At 72.2% G+C, this 19149-nt stretch carries 16 protein-coding genes and 1 pseudogene; 6 read left to right on the top strand and 11 right to left on the bottom strand.

The annotated features are described in order from the left end of the window. Positions 1–139: 139 nt before the first annotated feature. A complete protein-coding gene (trmB, locus tag ACFP2E_RS05090; RefSeq protein ID WP_378521520.1) occupies positions 140–889 on the bottom strand; it encodes a tRNA (guanosine(46)-N7)-methyltransferase TrmB in 750 nt (249 codons plus the stop codon). 163 nt (positions 890–1052) lie between these two features. Between trmB and ACFP2E_RS05095 the strand changes: the two genes are divergently transcribed. Both ACFP2E_RS05095 and ACFP2E_RS05100 read left to right on the top strand, forming a co-directional pair. Beyond that, positions 1053–1508, top strand: coding sequence for a GyrI-like domain-containing protein (locus ACFP2E_RS05095; protein WP_378521521.1), 456 nt, complete (start codon positions 1053–1055; stop codon positions 1506–1508). Positions 1509–1572: 64 nt separating this feature from the next. Then, positions 1573–2916 (top strand): aspartate aminotransferase family protein, encoded by a 1344-nt coding sequence (locus ACFP2E_RS05100; protein WP_378521522.1) that lies wholly within the window; start codon positions 1573–1575, stop codon positions 2914–2916. Between the two features lie 265 nt (positions 2917–3181). On the opposite strand, the gene tuf is transcribed toward ACFP2E_RS05100, so the two are convergent. From tuf to ACFP2E_RS05135, 7 genes and pseudogenes are all read right to left on the bottom strand, one after another. Further along, positions 3182–4375 (bottom strand): elongation factor Tu, encoded by a 1194-nt coding sequence (gene tuf, locus ACFP2E_RS05105; protein WP_378521523.1) that lies wholly within the window; start codon positions 4373–4375, stop codon positions 3182–3184. Between the two features lie 68 nt (positions 4376–4443). Further along, on the bottom strand, positions 4444–6555 hold the full coding sequence (fusA, locus tag ACFP2E_RS05110; RefSeq protein WP_378521524.1) for an elongation factor G: 2112 nt from the start codon (positions 6553–6555) through the stop codon (positions 4444–4446). A gap of 75 nt (positions 6556–6630) precedes the next feature. Further along, on the bottom strand, positions 6631–7101 hold the full coding sequence (gene rpsG / locus ACFP2E_RS05115) for a 30S ribosomal protein S7 (protein WP_378521525.1): 471 nt from the start codon (positions 7099–7101) through the stop codon (positions 6631–6633). A gap of 1 nt (position 7102) precedes the next feature. Continuing rightward, the gene (gene rpsL / locus ACFP2E_RS05120; RefSeq protein WP_011757353.1) at positions 7103–7477 is read right to left on the bottom strand and encodes a 30S ribosomal protein S12; all 375 of its coding nucleotides are present in this window, start codon (positions 7475–7477) and stop codon (positions 7103–7105) included. Between the two features lie 231 nt (positions 7478–7708). Beyond that, positions 7709–8977: pseudogene (locus ACFP2E_RS05125) on the bottom strand (MFS transporter); the annotation flags it as partial. 30 nt (positions 8978–9007) lie between these two features. Then, on the bottom strand, positions 9008–9457 hold the full coding sequence (locus tag ACFP2E_RS05130; RefSeq protein WP_378521526.1) for a MarR family winged helix-turn-helix transcriptional regulator: 450 nt from the start codon (positions 9455–9457) through the stop codon (positions 9008–9010). Between the two features lie 123 nt (positions 9458–9580). Then, positions 9581–11026: an NCS2 family permease gene (locus tag ACFP2E_RS05135; RefSeq protein WP_378521666.1), complete on the bottom strand. Its 1446-nt coding sequence runs from the start codon at positions 11024–11026 to the stop codon at positions 9581–9583. Between the two features lie 121 nt (positions 11027–11147). On the opposite strand from ACFP2E_RS05135, the gene ACFP2E_RS05140 reads away from it, so the two are divergent. Further along, on the top strand, positions 11148–11456 hold the full coding sequence (locus ACFP2E_RS05140; protein ID WP_378521527.1) for a DUF2530 domain-containing protein: 309 nt from the start codon (positions 11148–11150) through the stop codon (positions 11454–11456). A gap of 40 nt (positions 11457–11496) precedes the next feature. On the opposite strand, the gene ACFP2E_RS05145 is transcribed toward ACFP2E_RS05140, so the two are convergent. After that, positions 11497–12291 (bottom strand): DUF3027 domain-containing protein, encoded by a 795-nt coding sequence (locus ACFP2E_RS05145; RefSeq protein WP_378539285.1) that lies wholly within the window; start codon positions 12289–12291, stop codon positions 11497–11499. A gap of 100 nt (positions 12292–12391) precedes the next feature. Between ACFP2E_RS05145 and ACFP2E_RS05150 the strand changes: the two genes are divergently transcribed. Then, positions 12392–13876, top strand: a complete 1485-nt coding sequence (locus tag ACFP2E_RS05150; RefSeq protein ID WP_378521528.1) for an MFS transporter — start codon at positions 12392–12394, stop codon at positions 13874–13876. A gap of 22 nt (positions 13877–13898) precedes the next feature. On the opposite strand, the gene ACFP2E_RS05155 is transcribed toward ACFP2E_RS05150, so the two are convergent. Both ACFP2E_RS05155 and ACFP2E_RS05160 read right to left on the bottom strand, forming a co-directional pair. Further along, on the bottom strand, positions 13899–14294 hold the full coding sequence (locus ACFP2E_RS05155; protein ID WP_378521529.1) for a cold-shock protein: 396 nt from the start codon (positions 14292–14294) through the stop codon (positions 13899–13901). Positions 14295–14419: 125 nt separating this feature from the next. Further along, positions 14420–15865, bottom strand: coding sequence for a haloacid dehalogenase-like hydrolase (locus ACFP2E_RS05160; protein WP_378521530.1), 1446 nt, complete (start codon positions 15863–15865; stop codon positions 14420–14422). A gap of 159 nt (positions 15866–16024) precedes the next feature. Between ACFP2E_RS05160 and ACFP2E_RS05165 the strand changes: the two genes are divergently transcribed. Continuing rightward, positions 16025–18208 carry a S8 family serine peptidase gene (locus ACFP2E_RS05165; RefSeq protein WP_378521531.1) on the top strand — a complete coding sequence of 728 codons (2184 nt, stop codon included), beginning with the start codon at positions 16025–16027 and terminating at the stop codon, positions 18206–18208. Positions 18209–18346: 138 nt separating this feature from the next. Then, positions 18347–19138, top strand: a complete 792-nt coding sequence (locus ACFP2E_RS05170; protein ID WP_378521532.1) for an inositol monophosphatase family protein — start codon at positions 18347–18349, stop codon at positions 19136–19138. Positions 19139–19149: the final 11 nt, after the last annotated feature.

A 19149-nucleotide genomic window follows, 5' to 3' on the forward strand; every position in this document is an offset into this window, starting at 1 on the left:
GGGACGCGGGTGGCGTGCGTGCCACCTGGAAGGAGGTTCGTCGTGAGGAGGTGCACCCCGCTACGGGGGAAACCCTTGCATCGCCGAGCTGCCGCCAGTTGCCCCGCTCAACCGGCCGAGCTGCCGCGAGTCGACGCCGTCAGCCCGCCGAGCTGTCGCCAGCTGCCGGACGGCGGTAGGCAAGGTCGGTGATCGACCGGGCGGCGGCGAGGCCCTTGCGCTCGAACTTCGTGACCGGTCGCTCCTCCCACCGCTCGACGCGGCCACCCTCGAGGGACGGCTCGGCATCGAGCACCTCGACCATCTGCTCGGCGTAGTCGTCCCAGTCGGTGGCGAGCCGCCAGACGCCGCCGGGCACGAGCCGGGAGGCGGCGAGCCGCGCGAAGGAGGGCGTCACGAGCCGCCGCTTGTGGTGCTTCTTCTTGTGCCACGGGTCGGGGAAGAAGGTCCACAGCTCGCTGAGGGAGCCGGGGGCGATCAGGTGCTCCATCGACCAGACGGCGTCGACCGAGCAGAACCGCACGTTGGTCGCGCCCACCTCGGCGACCCGCCCGAGCGCCTCCGCGACGCCGGGCCGCCACACCTCGAAGGCCAGCACGTCGTGGTCCGGCCGGGTGGCCGCGAGCGCCGCCGTTGCCTCGCCGACGCCCGACCCGATCTCGACGACGAGCGCGGCCTCCCGGCCGAACCAGGTCGACCAGGTGAAGTCGGGCCGGTCCACCGCCTCGTCGGGGATGACCCAGCGCTCGGAGTGCTCGTCCCAGGCCTGCTGCTGCTTCGGCGTGAACCGGCTGCCGCGACGGGCGTAGGTCAGCACCTCGCGCATGCGGCGGCCGTCCTCGGTCAGCTTGTGGTGCGGACGGGACGGGCGAACCCCCTCGGCGGACATGGCACCCATTTTCGCCGGGGCCGGGCCGGCCGTCGCCGCCGGGGTCGAGCGCTCGTCGCCACGGGGGCGTTGGTCCCCGCAGGCGGGTGCCTTCTCCCCTGCGTCGCCGCTGCGGGCCGACCTAGCGTGGCACCGAGGCCCGGGTTCGGGAGGCGACATGGACGTGGAGTTCACGCAGGAGCCGGTGCGGCATCTCGCCGTCGCGCAGTTCGAGGCGGACCTGCCTCGGATGGGCGAGCAGATGGGCCAGGCATTCGGCAGGGTCGCAGGGTTCCTGGAGCGGACGGGAGTGAGGCCGCTCGGACCGGCGGTCGGCCACTACGACGTCCGGCCAGACGGGATGACCGTGTCCGCGGGCTTCGTCGTGGAGCAGGCCATCGAGGGCGACGGGACCGTGGTGCCGCTCGACCTGCCGGCCCACGAGGCCGCGACCGGCGTGCACATCGGGTCCTACGACGACCTGCCCGCGGCGTACGACGCGCTCCACGTCGCGGCCGAGGCGCGCGGTCGGCACCTCGACGAGACCCTCATGTGGGAGGAGTACCTCACCGGACCCGACCGTCCCCCGGAGGAGATGCGCACGATCGTGCACTGGCCGCTGGCCGCCTCACCGGCCTAGGCCGCGACGGGAACGAGCGCCGCGACACGAGGCCGCGGGGGCCTGATGGTCCTAGATTGCCGCCATGATCGACCGCCGCCGACTGGCTTCGCTGACCACGCAGGAAGAGGACCGGTTCGCCGCGTCGCACCCCCGCTCCGCCGCGCTTGCAGCCCGGGCACGGGGGTCGCTGCTGGCCGGCGTGCCGATGCCGTGGATGACCCGGTGGCCGGGCGGGTTCCCGCTCTTCGTGGAGTCGGCCGAGGGGGCGCGGCTGCGCGACGTCGACGGGCAGGAGTACGTCGACCTCTGCCTCGGCGACACGGGCGCGATGACCGGGCACGCGCTGCCGCAGGTGAGCACGGCCGTGGCCGAGCGGGCCGCGGCCGGACTGACCACGATGCTCCCCTCCCCCGACGCCGTGTGGGTGGGCGAGGAGCTCGCGCGGCGCTTCGGGCTGCCGGCCTGGCAGCTGGCCCTGTCCGCGACCGACGCCAACCGGTTCGTGCTGCGGTTCGCGCGGCACCTGACCGGCCGGCCGCGGGTGGCGGTCATGGACTGGTGCTACCACGGCACCGTCGACGAGAGCCTCGCGGTGCTCGAGCGGGGCAAGGTCGTGCCCCGACCGGGCGCACTCGGCCCGCAGGTCGACGTCGCCACCACCACGGCCGTCGTCCCGTTCAACGACGTCGATTCGCTGGACCGGCGGCTCGCCGAGGGCGACGTGGCCTGCTTGCTGATGGAGCCGGCGCTGACCAACATCGGGATCGTGCTCCCCGAGGACGGCTACCTCGAAGCGGTGCGCGAGGTGACCCGCCGGCACGGGGTCCTGCTCGTGAACGACGAGACCCACACCATGTGTGCGGGCCCGGGCGGCTGCACCGCCGCCTGGCGACTCGAGCCCGACCTCGTCGTCGTCGGCAAGGCCATCGGCGGCGGCGTCCCGGCGGCGGCGTACGGCATGACCCAGGAGGTCGCCGACCGGCTGTCCGGACCGATGCTCGGGCACGAGATCGATGTGGCCGGCGTCGGCGGGACCCTCACGGCGAACGCGCTGTCGCTGGCCGCGGTCCGCGCCACGCTCTCGTCCTGCCTGCGGGAGGAGGACTTCTCGGTCGCCGTGCCGCTCGCCGAGCGGTTCACCGACGGCGTTGCCGACGCCATCAGGCGGCACGGCCTGGACTGGCACGTCCAGCGGCTCGGCTGCCGCGCGGAGTACTGGTTCTGCCCGCCGCCGCGTGACGGGGCGGCCGCCGCCGAGGCGGTCGACGAGGGGCTGGAGGCGTTCCTCCACCTGTGGTGCCTCAACCGCGGCGTGCTCCTCACGCCGTTCCACAACATGGCGCTGTTCAGCCCGCTGCACACCGAGACAGACGTGGACCGGCACACCGAGGTGTTCGCCGACGCCCTCGACGCGCTGCTGGGCTGAGGGTGGGGTGCTTCACCACGGGATGTCGCTCGGCCCGCACCTCCCGAGGGCTATACGCCACGGGAAGTGCGGCTTCGCCCACATACCGTGGTGAAGCCGCGACAACCCCGGGCATGCAGAAAGGCCCCGGGAGAACCCGGGGCCTTTCTGGTGGAGCTCAGCCGGTCAGTGACCGGCGCTGATCACTTGGTGATCGCCGGCTCGCTTCGCTCGCCGGGATCACCTCAGCTCGGAGCGGATGCGAGCAAGCTCGATCCGCCAGTCCTCACTTCGTGATCTTGGTGACGCGGCCGGCGCCGACGGTGCGGCCACCCTCACGGATCGCGAACCGCAGGCCCTCGTCCATGGCGATGGGCTGGATGAGCTCGACCGACATCTCGGTGTTGTCACCCGGCATGACCATCTCGGTGCCCTCGGGCAGGGTCACGACGCCCGTCACGTCCGTGGTCCGGAAGTAGAACTGCGGACGGTAGTTGTTGAAGAACGGGGTGTGACGGCCGCCCTCCTCCTTCGAGAGGATGTAGACCGAGGCCTCGAAGTTGGTGTGCGGGGTGGTGGTGCCCGGCTTCACGACGACCATGCCACGCTCGACGTCCTCGCGCTTGGTGCCGCGGAGGAGCAGACCGACGTTCTCACCGGCCTGGCCCTCGTCGAGCAGCTTGCGGAACATCTCGACGCCGGTGACCGTGGTCTTCTGCGACTTGTCGCGGATGCCGACGATCTCGACCTCCTCGTTCACCTTCACGATGCCGCGCTCGATGCGGCCCGTGATCACGGTGCCACGACCGGTGATGGTGAAGACGTCCTCGACCGGCATGAGGAACGGCTTGTCGGTGTCGCGCTCCGGGGTCGGGATGTAGTCGTCCACGGCCTGCATGAGCTCGGCAACCGACTCGCCCCACTTGGCGTCGCCGTTGAGGGCCGGGAAGGCCGCCACGCGCACGACCGGGATGTCGTCGCCCGGGAACTCGTACTCGGAGAGGAGCTCGCGCACCTCCATCTCGACGAGCTCGATGAGCTCCTCGTCGTCGACCATGTCGCACTTGTTGAGCGCCACGACCAGGGCCGGCACGCCGACCTGGCGGGCGAGCAGCACGTGCTCACGGGTCTGCGGCATCGGGCCGTCGGTGGCGGCGACCACGAGGATCGCGCCGTCCATCTGCGCCGCGCCGGTGATCATGTTCTTGATGTAGTCGGCGTGACCGGGGCAGTCGACGTGGGCGTAGTGCCGGTTCTCGGTCTGGTACTCGACGTGAGCGATCGAGATGGTGATACCGCGCTGACGCTCCTCCGGGGCCTTGTCGATCTCGTCGAACGGCGTGAAGGGGTTCAGGTCGGGGTGCTTGTCGTGCAGGACCTTGGTGATCGCTGCGGTCAGCGTCGTCTTGCCGTGGTCGATGTGACCGATGGTGCCGATGTTGACGTGCGGCTTGGTCCGCTCGAACTTCGCCTTAGCCACGGTGGGCTCCTCCTGGTGTGTTTGTTACTTGACTCGTTGCGATTGCTGAATGCCGAGACCCGGGCGAATTACTCGCCGCGGACCTTCTTGATGATCTCGTCGGCGATGTTCTGGGGAACCTCGGCGTACGAGTCGAACTCCATCGAGTACGACGCCTGACCGGAGGTCTTGGACCTCAGGTCGCCAACGTACCCGAACATCTCGGAGAGGGGCACGAGGGCGTTGATGACCATGTCACCGTGACGCTCCTCCTGTGCCTGGATCTGACCGCGACGGCTGTTGATGTCACCGATCACGGTGCCGAGGAAGCTCTCCGGCGTGGTCACCTCGACCGCGAACATCGGCTCGAGCAGGACCGGCTTGGCCATGCGCGCGGCCTCCTTGAAGGCCTGGTTGCCCGCGATCTTGAAGGCCAGCTCGGAGGAGTCGACGTCGTGGTAGGCGCCGTCCTCGAGCGTGAACTTCACGTCGACCATCGGGTAGCCGGCGAGGACGCCGAACTCCATGGCCTCCTGGCCACCCTGGTCGACCGAGGGGATGTACTCCTTCGGCACGCGGCCACCGGAGACGTTGTTGTGGAACTCGTAGCCGGCACCGGTCCCGGTCTCGGGGTCGATGTTGGGGCCGAGCGAGATGACGACCTTCGCGAACTGGCCCGAACCACCGGTCTGCTTCTTGTGGGTGTAGCTGTGGTTCGTGACCTCCTTGCGGACGGTCTCGCGGTAGGCGACCTGCGGCTTGCCGACGGTGGCCTCGACGCGGAACTCGCGCTTCATCCGGTCGACCAGGATCTCGAGGTGGAGCTCACCCATGCCGGCGATGATCGTCTGGCCGGTCTCCTCGTCGGACTTGACCGTGAAGGTCGGGTCCTCGTCGGAGAGGCGCTGGATCGCCATGCTCAGCTTCTCCTGGTCGCCCTTGGTCTTGGGCTCGATCGCGACCTCGATCACGGGGGCCGGGAAGGTCATCGACTCGAGGACCACCGGGTTGGCCTGGTCGCACAGGGTGTGACCGGTCTTGGTGTCCTTGAGGCCCATGACCGCCACGATCTGGCCGGCGCCGACCGACGCGATCTCCTCACGCTTGTTGGCGTGCATCTGGTAGACCTTGCCGATCCGCTCCTTGCGACCGTTGACCGAGTTCATCACGGTCGAGCCGGCCTCGAGCTTGCCCGAGTAGACGCGGACGTAGATCAGCTTGCCGAGGTGCGGGTCCGAGGCGATCTTGTAGGCCAGGCCGGAGAACGGCTCGTCGTCCGACGGCTTGCGCTTGATCTTCTCGTCCTCGTCCTTCGGCGAGTGGCCCAGGATGCCCTCGACGTCGAGCGGGGAGGGGAGGTACTTGACGACCGCGTCGAGCAGCGGCTGGACGCCCTTGTTCTTGAACGCGGTGCCGCACAGGACGGGGTTCACCTTGTCGGCCAGCGTGGCGCGACGGATCGCGGCCTCGAGCTCCTCGACAGTGAACTCGTCGCCCTCGAGGTACTTCTCCATGACGGCGTCGTCGGCCTCGGCCAGGGTCTCGAGGAACTTCTCGCGGTACTCGGCGGCCTGCTCGGCCATGTCCGCGGGGATCTCCTCGACCTCGTAGTCCTCGCCCATCTTGGTCTCGCCGCGCCAGGTGAGCGCGCGCATGCCGACCAGGTCGACGACTCCGAGGAAGTCGCTCTCGGCGCCGATCGGCAGCTGGAGGATCAGCGGGGTGGAGTTGAGGCGCTCGACCATCATGTCGACGCAGCGGAAGAAGTCCGCGCCGGTGCGGTCGAGCTTGTTGACGAAGCACATCCGGGGAACGGAGTACTTGTTGGCCTGACGCCAGACGGTCATGGTCTGGGGCTCGACACCGGCGACACCGTCGAACACGGCGACGGAGCCGTCGAGGACGCGCAGCGACCGCTCGACCTCGGCGGTGAAGTCCACGTGGCCCGGGGTGTCGATGATGTTGATCTGGTGGTTCTTCCACCAGCAGGTCGTCGCGGCGGACGTGATGGTGATGCCGCGCTCCTGCTCCTGCTCCATCCAGTCCATCGTGGCGGCGCCCTCGTGGACCTCACCGATCTTGTAGGTGATGCCGGTGTAGAAGAGGATGCGCTCGGTCGTGGTGGTCTTGCCGGCGTCGATGTGCGCCATGATGCCGATGTTGCGGACCTTGTTGAGGTCCGTGGTGATGTCGACAGCCACTGAAAGTCTCAGTCCCTCGGAAGTTGGTCGGGTGTCCGGTGGGGGCGGGGCCCCTGGTGCGGGGCCCCGCCGTGATCACCAGCGGTAGTGGGCGAAGGCCTTGTTGGACTCGGCCATCTTGTGGGTGTCCTCGCGCTTCTTCACAGCGGCACCGAGGCCGTTGGAGGCGTCGAGGATCTCGTTCATGAGCCGCTCGGTCATGGTCTTCTCGCGGCGGTCCTTGGCGTAGCCGACGAGCCAGCGCAGGGCGAGGGTGGTGCCACGACCACCCTTGACCTCGATCGGCACCTGGTAGGTCGCACCGCCGACGCGGCGGGACTTGACCTCGATGGCCGGCTTCACGTTGTCGAGCGCACGCTTCAGCGTGACGACCGGGTCGGTGCCGGTCTTCTCGCGGCAGCCCTCGAGCGCGTTGTAGACGATGCGCTGAGCAACCTGCTTCTTGCCGTCCTGCAGGACCTTGGAGACGAGCTGGGTGACCAGCTGCGAACCGTAGACCGGGTCGACGTCGATCGGACGCTTGGGAGCGGGACCCTTGCGCGGCATATCAGCTCTTCTCCTTCTTCGCGCCGTAGCGGCTGCGCGCCTGCTTGCGGTTCTTGACACCCTGGGTGTCGAGGGTGCCGCGGATGATCTTGTAGCGGACGCCGGGGAGGTCCTTCACACGGCCGCCGCGAACGAGGACGATCGAGTGCTCCTGGAGGTTGTGGCCCACGCCCGGGATGTACGCCGTCACCTCGACGCCGCTCGACAGGCGCACACGGGCGACCTTGCGGAGGGCGGAGTTCGGCTTCTTCGGGGTCGTGGTGTAGACGCGGGTGCAGACACCGCGCCGCTGGGGCGAACCCTTGAGGGCAGGCGTCTTGTTCTTCGACACCTTGTCCTGGCGGCCCTTGCGGACCAGCTGCTGAATAGTGGGCACCGGGTGGTTCCCCTTCTTGTCCTCTCTCAGTACCCGACGACCTGCCGGGCACGATCCTGCTGGGAGCCGCGGGCCTCGGCCCGGGCTGACTCCCCCGTGTCTGGGTGGTGCTGGATCAACCTCGCCGCGCCCCTCCCCCCGAGGTCGGGCGTGTCGCCCTTCCCCGCACGCGCGATCGTCCTGGCGTGTGACGGGAGCTGGTGTGACGGAGGCCGCCCGCCTTCAGGGCGGCTATTTCCGCGCACGCGCAACGGCCTGGCTGGCCCAGACACGTGGCACGAGGTTACTCGGTCGCCCGAGGGGGGTCAAAACGCCCCGAGCACGGGCGAACCAGGCCGCCGAGACCCCCACTCCGACCGCCGTCAGCAGGCCGCCGAGGACCAGCGTCCACCGGGCGCCGAGCTCCTCGCCGACCCAGCCGATGAAGGGCGCCCCGAGCGGGGTGCCGCCGATGAAGATCATCATGTACAGCGCCATCACGCGGCCCCGCATCCCGTCCGCGGTGTGCAGCTGCATGAAGGCGTTCGCCGCCGTGATCATGGTCAGCGCCGCGAGGCCGAGCAGCGGCGTGACCAGCGCGAAGGTGACGTACGACGGCATCAGGCCGGCCAGCACCTCGAGCGCGGCGAACGCCATGGCCGCGCCGAGCACGAGCCGGTGCCGGACCCGCTGCCGCCGGGCCGCGAGCAGGGCGCCGGTCAGCGAGCCGACGGCCATGAAGGTGCCGAGCAGGCCGTACTCGGTCGGGCCCTTCCCGTAGACCTCGGTCGCCATCAGCGCCGACGTCATCTGGAAGTTGAGGCCGAACGTGCCGGCGAAGAAGACCACCGCGAGGATCAGCAGCAGGTCGGGCCGGCCGCGGACGTAGGCGACGCCCGCGCGGATCTGGCCGGGCTCGCGCTTCATGGGCAGCGGGGTGCGCAGGGCCGCGGCGTCGAGGCTGCGCAGGCTGAGGATCGGGGCGGCGTACGTCACGGCGTTGACGAGGATGACCCAGCCGGTGGCGACGGCACCGCCGCCGAGCGCGGCGATGAGGACGCCGGCCAGCGCGGGCCCGACGATGCGTGCTGCGTTGAAGCTCGCGGAGTTCAGGCCGACGGCGTTGGTGAGGTCCTCGGGGGCGACGAGCTCGGAGACGAAGGTCTGGCGCGCCGGCGCGTCGAACGCCGCGGCCACGCCGAGCACCAGGGCGAGGACGTAGACGTGCCAGATCTCGGCGGCCCCGGTGACGGCGAGCAGCCCGAGCACCACGGCGGGCACGGCCATGCCGAGGTTGGTGAGCTGCAGCAGCCGGCGCTTCGGGACCCGGTCGGCCACCAGCCCCGCCCACGGGGACAGCAGCAGGAACGGGAGGAACTGGAGCCCGGTCGTGATCCCGATCGCCGCGCCGCTGTAGCCGCTGAGCACCAGGACCAGCCAGTCCTGGGCCACCCGTTGCATCCAGGTGCCGACGTTGGAGACGACACCACCGGCGGCGTACCGCCGGTAGTTGGGGTTGGCGAGGGAGCGGAACGTGGGGCTCGTGGTGGATCAGTCCTTCGAGGCGAGTCGGTCGAGGATGGGGGCGGCGCGGCGCAGCACGTCGCGCTCGTCAGGGGTGAGCTCGGCCAACCGTTGGGCCAGCCAGGCGTCGCGCCGGGCGCGGTCGGCCAGCACGGTCGCGGCGCCCTTGTCGGAGATCACGACGACGACCTGGCGACGGTCGGTCTCGTGGGGCCGTCGGGCGACGTAGCCGCCCTCCTCGAGGCAGTTGACCGTGCGGGTCATGCTCGGCGGCTGCACCCGCTCGGCGGCGGCGAGCTCGCCCACCGTCAGGTCGCCGTTGCGGACCAGGCAGCCCAGGACGCTCATCGCGCCCAGACCGAGGTCGTTGTCGGGGTGGCGCTCGTGGGCCAGTCGTCGGCGCAGCCGCATCACGGCGAGCCGCAGCTCGGCGGCCAACCCGGCATCGGTGCGGACGACTCGGGCGACGGAGGGCATGTCCTTAGCCTAGGTCATTACCCTTGCTAATCAAATTGCCGAGCTGCCACCAGTTGCCGGCCCCGGAACGGCGAGTTGCCGCCAGTTGTGGGCAACTGGCGGCAACTCGGCGTGGGACCGGGGTCAGGTGAGCCAGGCGGTGATCGGGTTGATCGCGAAGTAGCAGACGAACAGGGCCGCGATGAGCCACATCAGGCCGTGGACCTGGGCGGCCTTGCCGCGGACCACCTTGAGCAGCACGAAGGCGAGGAAGCCGGCGCCGATGCCCACGGTGATGGAGTAGGTGAACGGCATCAGCACGATCGTCAGGAACGCCGGGATCGCGATCTCCAGGTCGTCCCAGTCGATGCCCTTGACCTGCTGCATCATCAGGAAGCCGACGAGCACGAGCGCCGGGACGGCGGCCTCGCTCGGGATGATGTTGACGACCGGCGCGAAGAACATCGCCAGCAGGAACAGCACGCCGGTGACGACGCTGGCGAGGCCGGTGCGGGCGCCCTCGGCGACACCCGAGGCGCTCTCGATGTACGACGTGTTGCTGGAGACCGAGGCAGCGCCACCGGCGACCGCGGCGACGGAGTCGACGACCAGGATCCGCTTGGTGTTCGGCGGCATGCCCTCCTCGTCGAGGAGGCCGGCCTCGGCGCCGATCGCGGTCATCGTGCCCATCGTGTCGAAGAAGTCGGCCAGCAGCAGGGTGAAGACGAACAGCGCGGCGACGACCACGCCGGCGTTCTGCCAGGAGCCGAGCAGGTTGAACTCGCCGACGAGCTGCAGGTCGGGCATGCCGACGACCTGGTCGGGCCAGGCGGGGACGTTGAGGCCCCAGCCGGTCGGGTTGAAGCCCTCGGGGCCGAACATCGCGCCCACGTCGGCGACCTGCTCGACGATGATCGCGAGCACCGTCATGGAGACGATGGAGATGAGGATCGCGCCCTTCACCCGCAGCGCGTAGAGCGAGAACATCACGACGAGCCCGAGGCAGAAGATCAGCACCGGCCAACCGGCGAGGTTGCCGCCCGGACCGAGCTGGACCGGGACGATCGTCTGCGCGGCGTCCGGGATCCGGCGCACGAAGCCGGCGTCGACGAGGCCGATGATCGTGAGGAACAGGCCGATCCCGACGGAGATCGCGACCTTCAGCTGGGCGGGCACCGCCCGGAAGACCGCCTCGCGGAAGCCGGTCAGCACCAGCAGCAGGATGATCAGGCCCTCGATCACGACGAGGCCCATCGCGTCGGCCCAGGTCATCTGGCTGGCGACGGAGAAGGTCACGAACGCGTTCAGGCCCAGTCCGGTGGCCAGCGCCAGCGGGAAGTTGGCGACGAGGCCCATGAGGATGGTGAGCACGCCCGCGGCCAGCGCGGTCGCGGCGCTGATCGCGGCGAAGTCGCCGCCCGCCAGCTGCTCGCCGTTCATGTCCGTGCCCCCGAGCAGGATGATCGGGTTGAGCACGATGATGTAGGCCATCGTCAGGAAGGTCACGACGCCGCCACGGACCTCCCGCGACACGGTCGAGCCGCGCTGGGAGATCTTGAAGAAGCCGTCGAGACCACGGGGGGCGGCCAGGGTGCCGGTCTGGGGGCCGGCGCCGGGGCCGGGCTGGTTCTGCTCGCTCACGCGGCGAATGATGACAGAGGCAGGGCCCGGGTGGTGGGACCCACCACCCACGTGGACTAGCGTGGAAGCCGTGGAACTGCGCGACGAGCAGCCGAAGGCCCACGAGATCGGCAACCGCACCTACATCGTGGCTGACGTGGAGCCCCTCGACGTCGACGGCGTGCGCACCGTCGAGGTCGGCACCGCGCTGTGGTTCCTCGCCTTCGTCGCGCTGCTCCCCTTCTACGGCTGGCTGCAGGAGACCGGGCGGCTGTGGTGGCTGTGGTCGTGCATGGCCGGCTTCGGCCTCGGCCTCTTCGGCCTGGAGTACTGCCGGCGCCGCAAGAAGGCGCGGGCCGCCGCCCGGGAGGCCGTCAACGGCGAGGGTGGCGCGGGCTGAGGCCCGGCCCGCACGGGCCCCGGGCGGAGGGGTGAACCCCTCAGAGCTCCTCGAGCTCGTCGTCGGTGAGCGTGTCGAACACGTGGTCCGGCAGCGGCTGCGGCTCGTGCTTCTTGGCCAGCTGAACCTCGGAGTGCGCACCGCAGCCGTGGTCGAGCGACACGACCCGGCCGTCGTCGTTGGCGTCGCCGTTGGCGCAGACCCCGAACATCTCCGACAGCGGGCCCGCGAGCCGCATCAGGAAGCCGCAGCTCGTGCAGCTGGCGGGGGCGGCCTGCGCGAGCGGCGAGGACGGCCCGCCGTCGCCGTCGTACCAGCGCTGGGCGGCGAGGTCTCGGCCCTCGAGCGAGAGGGTGCGGACGCGACCAAGGCCGAGCTCGGCGGCGACCCGGCGCACCTGCGACTTCTCGTCGTCGTCGAGCAGGTCGTCGCCGAAGGAGTACGTCGGGACGAGGCGCGGGTCGTCCTCCTCGACCGGGAGCAGGTCGCCGGGCGAGAGGTCGCCGGGCTTGATCCGCTCGCGGTAGGGCACCCACTCGGGCGCGACGATCGCCTCGTCGCCGGGGATCAGCACGACCTCGTCGACGGTGACGGCCTTCTGCCGCGGCGCCCGGGCGACCGTGACGGACCAGCGCCAGCCGGCGTACCCCTTGCGGGTGCAGCCGAACAGGTGGGTCACGACGCGCTCGCCCTCGACCACGTGGCCGAGGTGCTCGCCCACGTCGGCGGCACCGACGTCGGCGACGAGGGCATCGCGAGCGACGTCCACCGCCCCCACGGCGGCGGCGTCTGCCTTGGCGCGCACCTTGGTCATCACGGCGGAATCATGTCTCATCCCCGGGTCCGCTGTCAGGTCGGGGCCGCATGACGGGCCGGTGCGGCGGGCCGTGGTGTCCTGCTGCCGGGCACGCCCGCCGACGGGGCAGGATGGAGGCATGAGCCACACCGGTCCCGACTCGGCCGAGACCCGCGCGGATCGCGCGGCCGACGAGACCCCCACCGAGCAGGCCCGGGCGGAGGGGCCGACCCGCGGCCGCACCCGGGCGCGGGCGGTGGGACGCAGCATCGGTGCCGGCGCCCGGGCTGCCGGCAAGGGCGCGCGCGCCGCGGGCCGGGTGACCGGACGGGTCGGCCGCTTCACCGCCACCCAGGCCCGGCGCGCCGCCCGCGCCGAGGGCGCCGGGGAGTCCGGCCTCTCCCGCCTCATCGGGGTGCACGCGCTCAACGCAGCCGGCGACACCGCCGTGGCGATCTCGCTGGCCGGCACCCTCTTCTTCCAGGTCCCGACCGGTGAGGCACGCGACCAGGTCGCGCTGTTCCTCGGGCTGACGATGCTGCCCTTCGCGATCGTCGCGCCGCTGATCGGCCCGATCCTCGACCACTTCAGCCACGGCCGCCGCTGGGCGATCGGCGGCACCATGGCGGTACGCGCGTTCCTGTGCTGGGTGCTCGGCACGGCGGTGGTGACCGGCTCGACGTGGCTCTTCCCGGCCGCGCTCGGCGTGCTCGTCTCCTCCAAGGCGTACGGCGTCACCCGGGCCGCCGCGGTGCCGCGGCTGCTCCCACCGAGCCTGACGCTGGTGAAGGCGAACGCCCGCACCTCGCTGGCCGGCGTCGTCGGCGCCACCCTCTCCGCCCCCATCGCCGGCCTGCTCGCCTACGCCGGCTCCGAGTGGTCGCTGCGCTACGGGTTCGTGGTGTTCGTGGTCGCCACGGTGCTGGCGATCCGGCTGCCGGCCAAGGTCGACTCCAGTGTCGGCGAGGGCACGATGGTGCTGCTCCCCGGCTCCCCGACCGAGGCCGGCACCGGCATGCGGATCGGCCGGGGCCGCACCCGCAACCGGGCCCGTATCCCGGCGCCGGTCGCCTTCGCCCTGCGGGCCAACTGCGGGCCGCGCTGGCTGTCGGGCTTCCTCACGATGTTCATGGCGTTCCTGCTGCGCGAGAACCCGATCGGCGACTTCCGACCGGAGCTGCTGCTCGGCCTCGTGATCGGCGCCGCCGGCCTCGGCAACACCCTCGGCATCGCGACGGCGTCGCTGCTGAAGCGGCTCAACCCGGCGATCACCGTCGTGGGCGCGCTGGTCGCCGCCGCCGCGATGGTGCTGGTGTGCGCTCTGTTCTACGGCCTGCTGCCGCTGATCCTGCTCGGCCTCACCGCCGGACTCGCGCAGTCGCTCGCCAAGGTCTCCCTCGACACCACCATCCAGACCCACGTGCCGGAGCGGATGCAGTCGAGCGCCTTCGCCCGCAGCGACACCACGCTGCAGCTGTCGTGGGTGATCGGCGGCTTCGTCGGCATCGCACTGCCGCTGATGCCGAGGCTGGGCCTCGGCGTCGGCTCGGCCGTGCTGGCCGCGTGGACTGTGCTGGTGCTCGCGTCCCGGCCGCGCGGCTCGGTCTCCGTCAGCGACGACTGAGCGGCGTCCGCGAGGGCCCGGCTCAGAGCTCCAGCTCGTCGGCGAGCGCGCGCAGCAGCTTCGCGGTCGGCTTGGCGGTGCGGGCGTCGGGGTGGCGGCCGTGGCGGTAGGCCTCGCCCACGCCGTCGAGGAGCCGGATCAGGTCCTCCACTATGGTGGCCATCTCCTCGGGCTTCTTGCGGCGGGCCTGCTGCTGCTTGCGGGCGACCGAGGCGGGGGCGTCGAGGACCCGCACCTGCAGTGCCTGGTCACCACGGCGGCCCTGGGCGATCCCGAACTCGACGCGGGTGCCGGCCTTGAGGGTCGTGACGCCGTCCGGCAACGCCTCGGCGCGCACGTAGACGTCCGGGCCGCTCTCCTGGGACAGGAAGCCGAAACCCTTCTCCGCGTCGTACCACTTCACCTTGCCAGTGGGCACCGGTCGAACCCCTCACTCAGATCGCGCACGCGCCGCGCTCCGCGGCACCGACGCACAAGCCTAGGCGGGGCGAGCCAACCCCAGCCAGCGGGTTGTGCGGTCGGCGGCGCCCCGTCCGCGGCTCGTCAGGCGAGCAGCTCGTTCATCGAGCCGGAGCGGAACCCCTTGGGGTCGATCACGGCCCGGTCGAAGCCGACGGAGCGGGTGGCGTCCTCGACCGCGGCGGCGAGGTCCGTGCCGGGCGCGAGCACGTCGGCCAGCAGAACGGCGTCGATCTCGACCGAGGCCCACTCCCCCATGTCGCGCACCCGCAGGTCGCGCAGCGGCACGTCGGCCCCGGCGAGGAGGGCGCGCACCGCGGCCTCGGCCCGCTCGACCCGCGCCAGCCGGTGCGGCGTCACCTCGACGCCGTACGCGACGCGGGAGGAGAGGCAGGCGGCCGCGGGCTTGTCCCAGGTCGGCAGGTCCCAGCGGCGCGAGGCCTCGCGCACCTGCGCCTTGGTGAGCCCGGCGTCGCGCAGCGGCGTGATCGCGCCGCGCTCGGCCGCGGCGCGGATGCCGGGGCGGAACCCGGCGACCGCGTCGTCGGCGTTGGTGCCGGTGGCGACGTGGGCGATGCCGTGCTCGGCGGCCAACGGCGTGAGCACGTCGAGCAGCTCGGCCTTGCAGAAGAAGCAGCGGTCGCCGGCGTTGGCGCGGTAACCCTCGCGCGCCATCTCGTGGGTGGCCGGTGTCAGCAGCCGCACCCCGAGCGCGCCGGCGAAGTCGCGGGCCGGGTCACGCTCGACCTGCGGCAGCGAGTGGGAGTAGCCGGTCGCGGCGACCACGTTGTCGGGGCCGAGCGCGCGCACGGCAGCCGCCAGCAGGAAGGCGCTGTCGGCGCCGCCCGAGTAGGCGACCATGACCGAGCCGCGGGCGGCGAGGTCCGCCTCCAGGGCGGCCAGCCGGGTGGTCAGCAGGTGCTCCTCCAACCAGGCCGGGAAGCCGTGCAGGTCGTCGAGGACCACGTGGGTGCCGGCAGCCTCGAGCTCCTCGCGGGTGCAGCCGCCGGAGAGGACGGAGACGCTGGTGGCGCCCGCCGCCAGGGCGCCGGCGACGTCGTGGACGTGGTCGCCGACGTAGATCGCGGCGCCCTCGCGGCGCAGCACGTCGGCCTTGCCGACGCCCCAGACCTCGCCCTCGAGGTGGTCGTGGTCGAGGCCGAGGTGGTCGGCGTGCAGCCGGGCGTTGGGGGCGAACTTGCCGGTGACCACCACGACGCGGCCGCGGTGGCGGCGTACGGCGGCCACGGCCTCGGCGGCGCCCGGAAGCAGGCCCACGGAGGTGATCGCCAGGTCGGGGTAGAGCGCCCGGAACCGGTCGACCGCGGGAGCGATCGCCTCCTCGGGCAGGTGACCGGACAGCATGGCATCGAGCGGCGGCCCGAGCCTGGCCGTCATCGCCTCCACGGGGAAGGTCACCCCGAGCTCCTCGCCGAGCGCGGCGAGCGTCGCCCCGAAGCCGGGGACCGTGTCGATGAGCGTCATGTCCAGGTCGAAGCCGACGACGAGCGGGGCCGGCGAGTCAGACATGGCGCCAAGCCTAGGTCGGGCCGGGGCGCGGAACCGCATCCGCTCCGCGGCCCAGCCGGGCGGCCCCCGCCCGTTGCTTCCACAACGTTCGGCTGCGACCATGGCGCGGCTGCGACAGAATGGGACGTTCGTGACGACCGGGGAGAGAAGGGAGTAGAGGTGCCCCACCGGCCTGGTACGCGCGCATCTCGCCGTACTCGCTCCCTCGTCCGCGCCGCCGCCGCAGCCACCGCGCTGGGCGCCGGCGTCGCCGGCACGCTGGCCGGCGTCACCTCGCCCGCCGCTGCGGCGGCCACTGCGCCTTCCGGGGACGACCGCTCCCTCCACCTCGTCACGCTCGAGCAGCCCGGCGTCGCCGGCTACCGCGGCCCGCTCTCCGACGCGACCTACCGCGCCTCGCTGCTGCGGGTGCAGGACTCCGTCCTCGACCGCATCGACGCCGAGCGCCCCGCGTACCGCTGGACGACGGCCCTCAACGGCTTCGCGGTGTCGGTCGACGAGATCCAGCTCGACACGCTGCGCACCGACCCACGGGTCGCCGTCATCGAGGAGAACGCCGTCCTGCCGCTGGCCTCGACCCCGGCCGCCGCGGCCGCCCCGCGGGCGGCGTACGCCGGGGGTCGCCGTGGCGGCGCCGGCCTGGTCGTGGGTGTGGTCGACACCGGCATCTGGCCCGAGAGCCCGCTCTTCTCCGGTGTTCCCGGGCTCGGCCGCGAGCCGCGCGACTTCCGCGGCGGCTGCATCACGGGCGGCGACTGGGGCACCGACGACTGCAACGACAAGCTGGTCGGTGCGCGCTGGTTCGTGACCGGCTTCGGCCGCGACTCGCTCCGCAGCACCTCCTCGCTCTCCCCGCGCGACGACAGCGGCCACGGCACCCAGGTCGCGTCGGTCGTCGCCGGCAACGCCGGCGTCAGCGTGGGGGTCGCCGGGCTGCGCGACCGCCGCTTCAGCGGCATCGCCCCGCAGGCGCGGGTGGCGACCTACAAGGCCTGCTGGACCGCACCCGACCCCGACGACGACGGCTGCGCGACTGCGGACGTCGTGACCGCCGTCGACCGGGCGACGCTCGACGGGGTCGACGTGCTCACCCTCGCGGTGGGCGGCCCGTCGACGGCCGACACCCTCGAGCGCGCGCTGCTCGGCGCGGCCGAGCACGACGTGGTCGTCGTGGCCGCGGCCGGCAACGAGGGCGGCAGCGCCTACGCCGCGCACCCCTCCCCGTGGGTGACCACCGTGGGCGCCACCACCGGCCACCAGCGCCGGGGCGCCGTCGAGCTTGCGGGCGGGCCGACGCTGACCGGCGCAATGGCGACCGGCCGCACCGCGGGCCCCGCCCGGCTGGTGCTGGCCGAGGACGCCGCCGCCGACGGCGCCACCCGGACGGCGGCACGGCAGTGCCGCAGCGACGCCCTCGACGTGTCGCTGACGCGTGGCGCCATCGTGGTCTGCGACCGCGGCGGGGTGGGTCGTGTCGAGAAGTCCGCGACCGTGCAGCGCGCCGACGGCGTGGGCATGGTGCTCGCCAACGTCCGCGCCGGCACCGTCGAGGCCGACCTCCACGCCGTGCCGACGGTCCACCTCGCCCGCGCCGACGCCGAGTCGCTGCGCGAGTGGCTGGGCCGGGATGGTGGGGCGCGGGCCACGCTGCGGCCGGCCGGGACCCGCACCGGACAGGCGCGGGTGACGCCCTGGTCGAGCTCCGGCGACCCCGCGGGCCCCGTGGTGAAGCCCGACCTGGTCGCTCCCGGCGTCGGCGTGCTCGGCGCCGTCCCGCCCGACGTGCGCGGCACGCGCTGGGACCTGCTCTCCGGCACCTCCGCCGCCACCGCCCGCACCAGCGGCGTCGCGCTGCGGCTGCTCGGCCGCCGCGGCTGGGACGCCGCGACCGTCCGCTCCGCCCTCGTCACCTCGGCGGCGTCGGTCCCCGGCGACTCGTCGGCGCTGGCGCAGGGCGCGGGCCGGCTACGCGCCGCACGGGCCGGCGCGACCCCGCTCGCCTACCGGGTCGGGCCGCGCGACTACCGGGCCTGGCTCGACCGCTCCCTCGACGGAGAGCTCAACACGCCCTCCATCCTGCTCACCCGCGACCGCGACACCGCACGGCGCACCATCACCAACGTGACCGGCCGGGCGCTCTACTTCTCCTCCCGCACCTCCGGCTTCACCGGCCACCGGGTCGAGGTCACGCCCGCCGCGGTACGGCTCGGGCCGGGCGAGAGCGTCACCTTCCGGGTGCAGGCCGAGCACGACCACCGCGCCACCCGGCTCGACGACGGCTGGGTGACCTGGCGCTCCGGCGACGGTCGTCGCGTGCGCATCCCCATGGTCCTCACCCGCTGACAGTCGAGTCCCGACTTCTGACGCTCGAGTCCCGACTTGGGACGACCTGGTCCGGACCTTTCTCCCGACTCGACGTGAGGAAGTCCCGACTCGACGTGGGTGGGTCCCGACTCGACGGGGCGGGTACGTTGGGCGGCGATGGACACCGACGCCGTGCTCCGCCTGCTCCAGGACGTCGCCGAGCAGGTCATCAACCCCCGCTTCCGCGACCTCGCCGACCACGAGGTCGACGAGAAGAACCCGGGCGACCTGGTGACCGCCGCCGACCGCGAGGCCGAGGTGCTGCTCACCAAGGCGCTGGTCGCCGCCTACCCCGACGCCGTGGTGCTGGGCGAGGAGACGTTCGCCGGCGACCCGTCACTGATGACGCGGTACGCCGAGGCCCAGCACGCCTTCACCGTCGACCCGGTCGACGGGACCAAGAACTTCGTCGAGGGCAAGCGCGACCATGCCGTGATGGTGGGCGAGGTCCGCGGCGGCGAAGCCGTCCGCGGCTGGATCTGGCAGCCGCAGCACGGCCTGGCCTACGTCGCCGAGAAGGGCGCCGGCGCCTTCCGCAACGGCGAGCGCCTCGACCGCCCCGCGCCGCCCGAGGACCCGGCGCGCTGGCGCGGCACCACCTCGCGCCGCCGCTGGCTGGGGCGAACCCTGGACGGCCTGGACGGCCTGCCGCCGCTGGAGCTGACCTGGGTGTGCTGCGGCGTCGACTACCCCAAGCTGCTCGAGGGCGAGGCCGACTTCGTCCTCTACGGCCGCGCCAACCCGTGGGACCACGTCCCCGGGTCGCTGCTCCTGGCCGAGGCCGGCGCGTTCGTCGGCACCCACGACGGCACGCCGTACGAGCCGCGACTGGTCACCGAGGGCGGGCTGGTCGCCGCCGCCGACCGGACGACGTACGACGCCGTGGTGGCCGCGCTCGCCGCGAGCTGACCTCAGCTGGG

The organism is Nocardioides sp. GCM10027114 (assembly GCF_042659625.1).
Taxonomy (GTDB): domain Bacteria; phylum Actinomycetota; class Actinomycetes; order Propionibacteriales; family Nocardioidaceae; genus Nocardioides.